Below are 4,718 nucleotides of genomic sequence, written 5' to 3' on the forward strand. Positions count from 1 at the left end.
GCCGCACCCACCACCTGCTCAAGACCTTCGGCGGCTGGACCGACCGACAACACCCCGACGGCACCCACACCTGGACCAGCCCCACCGGTCACGCCTACACCACCGTGCCGCTGACTCGAATCCTGTTCCCCGACAGAGTCATCCCTACTCTTGCACCACCTGCGCAAGCGGTCACCACCACCAGCGACCGCCACCTGGCGATGCCACGGCGCCGACGCACACGCACCGAAACCCGCACCGCCCGCATCATCGCCATGCGCCGACTCAACCAAGACACCTATGCCGAACCGCCGCCCTTTTGAGGTGATTTGCGCTCCCGCGTCGGGTCCACCGGCCGGCCCGTCCACCTGGGTGGCCGCTGATCCAGGTGGGCCCGCACTCCCTGGCGGGCATCGTCGTGCGCCATCAGGTGGAGATGGATCTCGGTCTCGCGGGCACCGACCTGTTCACGCGTCAGCCCGAACGAATCCCACAGCAGCCGCTTGCTGGCGGCGACCGACATCGGTGCGGTGTTGTCCGCGATATCGCGGGCGAGCTCGAGTGCGGCGGGCAGCACCTGCGCCGCGTCCAGTGCTTGGCTGCCCAGTCCTAGTTCGACCGCCCGCCGGCCGTCGAACGTCCGTCCGGTGAGCAGGATTTCGGCGGCGGCCGAAATCCCCACCAAGCGCGGTAACACCCAGTGCGAGTACGCGTCCCCCACCACACCGCGGCGCACCTGCACCACGCCGTAACGCGCGTCCGCGGCGAAGATCCGGATGTCACACTGCAGGGCCAACGTCAGCCCGAGGCCGATGGCGTGCCCGTTCACCGCGGCGATCACCGGCTTGTCGAGGGCCCAGGCCGGCACCTCGATCCCGGCGGCGCTGAAGCCCGCGCCCGGTTCGGTGAAGGTGCGCTCCCCGGCGCCCAGGTCGGCGCCCGCGCAGAATGCCGGCGGAGCTCCGGTGAGCACCACCGCTCGGATGTCGTCGGCGTCGGCGCAGCGGCGGTAGGCGTCGGCGAGCTCCTCGCGCATACCGTCGCCGATGGCATTGCGCCGCTCGGGCCGATTCAGGGTGACCACGGCGACGCCGCCGTCGACGTCGAACAGCAGGGTCCGGTACGGGTCCACCACCTCATCTTGGAGTACCCGTCGGCACTCGCGGGTGTCCGCGTGGCTGACACCCTGCGCCACAACAGCGCGTGCGGGTTCAGATAGCTCTGTAACAGAGGTAATGTGGCGTCATGGACGTGCGCGCCGACCTGGTCACCGAGCTGTTCGGCGTGGTCGGGCGGTTCCGCCGCCAACTGCGCCGTTCGACCGGGGGCCGTGGCTTCGACCGGACCGGGCTCACCCAATCCCAGGCTGAGCTGCTGCGCCTGGTCGGCCGCAACCCGGACATCTCCGTGCGGGAGGCCGCCGCCGAACTCAGCCTGGCACCCAACACCGCCTCCACCCTGGTGTCCAGGCTGGCGGCCGACGGTCTGCTCATCCGCGGGGTGGACGACACCGATCGCCGGGTCGGGCGGCTGCGGCTGGCCGCATCCGCGCAACGCATCGCCGACGAATCCCGGCTCGCCCGCCGCGCCGCGCTGACCGACGCCCTGGACGAACTCGCCCCATCGCAAATCGACGACTTGGCAAAGGGATTGCACGTCATCGCCGAACTGACCCGAATACTGCAGGAGAGGCAGCCATGACCCCGCCACCCCCGGCCATCGCATGCCGCCGGCTCACGCACCGCTACGGCCAGTTCACCGCCGTGGATGATCTGGACCTACAGGTGCGCACCGGCGAGACCATGGGGCTGCTCGGCCCCAACGGCGCCGGCAAGACCACCGTCATCCGGGTGCTCACCACCCTCACCCCGGTGCAACACGGCGCGGTCGAAATCTTCGGGTTGGACTCCCGGCGCAACACCATGGACATCCGGTTCAACATCGGCTATGTGCCACAACAGCTTTCCATCGAGGCGGCCCTGACCGGCCGGCAGAACGTCGAGTTGTTCGCCCGGCTCTACGATGTACCCCGGCGCGAGCGGGCCGACCGGGTTGCCGACGCATTGGCCGCCATGCAGCTCTCCGATGTCGCCGACAACGTGGCCGGAACCTATTCCGGCGGTATGGTGCGCCGGCTGGAGCTCGCGCAGGCGCTGGTGAATCGACCGTCGCTGCTGCTGCTCGACGAACCGACGGTGGGTCTGGATCCCATCGCGCGCGACAGCGTCTGGGAACAGGTGGAACGGATGAAAGCCGACTTCGGCATGACCGTGCTGTTGACCACGCACTACATGGGTGAGGCGGATGCGCTCTGTGACCGGGTGGCACTGATGCACCACGGCCGCCTGCAGGCCGTCGGCACCCCCGCCGAGCTGAAGGCCACCGTCAGCGACACCGCCACATTGGAAGACGTCTTCCGGCACTACGCGGGTTCGGACCTCGACGAGCCCGGCCAGGCGGGTCTGCGCGAGGTCCAGGCGGCCAGGAGGACGGCGCGCCGTGTCGGCTGAAACCCTCACCCTGGTCCGCGCCCCGCGCGGCTGGCGTCGGGTGCGCGGGTTGGTCGTGCGCATCGGCGCCTTCGCCCTCGTCGAACTGCAGAAGCTCCGGCACGACCGCACCGAGTTGTTCACCCGCATGGTCCAGCCGGCGCTGTGGCTGCTGATCTTCGGGCAGACGTTCAGCCGGCTGCACGTCATCGACACCGGCCATGTCGACTACCTGGCCTTCCTGGCGCCGGGCATCATCGCCCAGTCCGCGCTGTTCATCTCGATCTTCTACGGCATCCAGATCATCTGGGACCGCGACGCCGGCATCCTGGCCAAGCTGATGGTCACCCCCGCGCCCGCATCGGCATTGGTGACCGGTAAGGCGTTCGCCGCCGGTGTGCGCTCGGTGGTGCAGGTCATCGGGGTGGTGGCGTTGGCCTATCTGCTCGGCGTGCACATGACCGTCAACCCGCTGCGCATCCTGGGCGCCATGGTCGTGGTGGTGCTCGGATCGGCGTTCTTCGCCTGCCTGTCCATGACGCTCGCCGGTCTGGTGCAGCACCGGGATCGCCTGATGGGTATCGGTCAGGCCATCACCATGCCGCTGTTCTTCGCCTCCAACGCGCTCTACCCGGTCGACGTGATGCCGCAGTGGCTGCGCTGGCTCTCGGCGGTGAACCCGTTGAGTTACGAGGTGAACGCGCTGCGCGGCTTGCTGATCGGCACACCCTCCAGCGGCTGGGTGGATATCGCGGTGCTGGTGGCCGCCGCGGTGCTCGGGATTGCCAGCGCCTCGGCGCTGCTGCGCCGCCTGGTGCGCTAAGACACATCCGCGGCATATCGGGCACCAAGCTTGCCGGCGTTGACTCGAGGCATGGAAATCGACAGGCGCAGCATGGAATCCGTGGTCATCGTGTCGAATGCCGGGACGCCCGAGGGCTGTTGCACCGTCCGTGCGTTGCTGGCCGCCGGGCACCGGGTGGTGGCCACCGACCGGCACGCCACCGCGTTGGTGCCATTGCTGAACGAGAGAGACGCCGATCGGCTGTTGCTGTTGGCGGCCGATACCAGCGATCCTGAACAGTGGAGCCGGGTGCTGGACAGGGCGACAATGCGATTCGGGTCCGCATCGCTGCCGATGTCAGCGTGACGGCGTCGTCAGGTCGTACACCGTCGTCGACCCGATCACCGTGGCCGGGAAGTGCGCGGCCACCCACTGCGCGATGTCCCCGTGGGCGCGGGTGTTCAGTGACGGCCCGTGCCCGGGCGCCTTCTCCATCAGGTAGTAGCCGACCTGATGGCGGGCCACGTCTTGCTGGAACTGGCCGAGGGTGGGCACCGGATCGGTGCCGGAGAACCCACCGATCGCCATCACCGCGGTGTGGGTGGACAGCTCCAAACCAGCTGCGGTATTGGATCGTTCGACGGCCGCCGACCACCGGGCCCGGCTAGCCGACAGCAGCGCATCGAGGGCCGGGGTGTCCGCGTCGCGGCCCCACGTGCCGGTGTCCTTACCGAATCGATGCGGGCCGACGGTCGGCCCGCCGCCCTGGTGTGGGCTGGCGGCGGTGGCCACCGCGTAGGCCGCCGAACCGAGCAGGGCCGCGCAGACACCGAGCACCAGCGCCGCCCGCGCGGCGACCGGCCGGCCGATCCACACTGCCAGGACCGCCACCGCCAGGACCACGACCATTACACGAATCCAGGACTGCCAGTGCGGATTCCGGTGCAACAGCCACCATCCCCAGGACCCGGTGCCGGCCAGTAGCGCCGTCAAGCCCAACCGGCCGAACCAGCCGTCGCGGCGCACCCACATCCGCTGCACACCGATGGCGTACGTGGCGGCGACGGCCGGCGCCAGGGAGAGGCAGTAGTACGCGTGCACGGTGCCGTGCATCAGGCTGAGCACGATACCGTCGACCACCATCCAGCCGCCGAACAGCATGGCGCCCGCCCGCACCCGGTCGGTGCGCGGTGCCCGCCCGCGTTCCACCAGCACCAGAACGGTGGCCAGCAGCGCTCCCGGCAGCAGCCAGCCGATCTCGAAGCCGAACTCGCCGTTGAACAGTCGGGTCAGGCCGTGAGATTGCCCGCCCCAGCCGCCGAGGTCACCACCTCCGCTGCCCATCGACCCGAACATCGTGGTGTTGTGCCGGCCCAGGATTCGGGCAATACCGTTGTAGCCGAGGACCAGGTTCATGAAATTGTTGTCGGTGGAACCGGCCAGATACGGCCGCGACGACGCCGGCC

General features: G+C 69.2%; 6 protein-coding genes and 1 pseudogene. 5 read left to right on the forward strand and 2 right to left on the reverse strand.

Annotated features, from left to right (window positions below; translation table 11 throughout):
- Nucleotides 1-302: pseudogene (locus tag AWB94_RS34880) on the forward strand (hypothetical protein); the annotation flags it as partial.
- On the opposite strand, the gene AWB94_RS01025 reads toward AWB94_RS34880, so the two are convergent.
- Nucleotides 278-1,114: an enoyl-CoA hydratase/isomerase family protein gene (locus AWB94_RS01025; RefSeq protein ID WP_109762450.1), complete on the reverse strand. Its 837-nt coding sequence runs from the start codon at nt 1,112-1,114 to the stop codon at nt 278-280. The pseudogene AWB94_RS34880 and the gene AWB94_RS01025 sit on opposite strands and share 25 nt — an antisense overlap.
- A gap of 110 nt (nt 1,115-1,224) precedes the next feature.
- Here AWB94_RS01025 and AWB94_RS01030 point away from each other — a divergent pair, with 110 nt between their 5' ends.
- The 4 genes from AWB94_RS01030 to AWB94_RS01045 are packed head-to-tail and all read left to right on the forward strand — an operon-like array spanning nt 1,225 to nt 3,618.
- Complete coding sequence (locus tag AWB94_RS01030) at nt 1,225-1,680, forward strand: MarR family winged helix-turn-helix transcriptional regulator (protein WP_062658411.1); 456 nt, start codon at nt 1,225-1,227, stop codon at nt 1,678-1,680.
- Nucleotides 1,677-2,489, forward strand: coding sequence for an ATP-binding cassette domain-containing protein (locus AWB94_RS01035; RefSeq protein ID WP_062658410.1), 813 nt, complete (start codon nt 1,677-1,679; stop codon nt 2,487-2,489). Before AWB94_RS01030 ends, AWB94_RS01035 begins: the two co-directional genes overlap by 4 nt.
- Nucleotides 2,479-3,291, forward strand: a complete 813-nt coding sequence (locus tag AWB94_RS01040) for an ABC transporter permease (RefSeq protein ID WP_062658409.1) — start codon at nt 2,479-2,481, stop codon at nt 3,289-3,291. Before AWB94_RS01035 ends, AWB94_RS01040 begins: the two co-directional genes overlap by 11 nt.
- 51 nt (nt 3,292-3,342) lie before the next feature.
- Nucleotides 3,343-3,618 carry a Rossmann-fold NAD(P)-binding domain-containing protein gene (locus AWB94_RS01045; RefSeq protein ID WP_062658408.1) on the forward strand — a complete coding sequence of 92 codons (276 nt, stop codon included), beginning with the start codon at nt 3,343-3,345 and terminating at the stop codon, nt 3,616-3,618.
- Here AWB94_RS01045 and AWB94_RS34885 read toward each other — a convergent pair.
- Nucleotides 3,610-4,718: mannosyltransferase YkcB-related protein (locus AWB94_RS34885; protein WP_474630410.1), on the reverse strand; the 1,109-nt coding region annotated here is incomplete at its 5' end. The two genes, AWB94_RS01045 and AWB94_RS34885, sit on opposite strands and share 9 nt — an antisense overlap.

Source organism: Mycolicibacterium canariasense (assembly GCF_002101555.1).
Classification (GTDB): Bacteria; Actinomycetota; Actinomycetes; order Mycobacteriales; family Mycobacteriaceae; genus Mycobacterium; species Mycobacterium canariasense.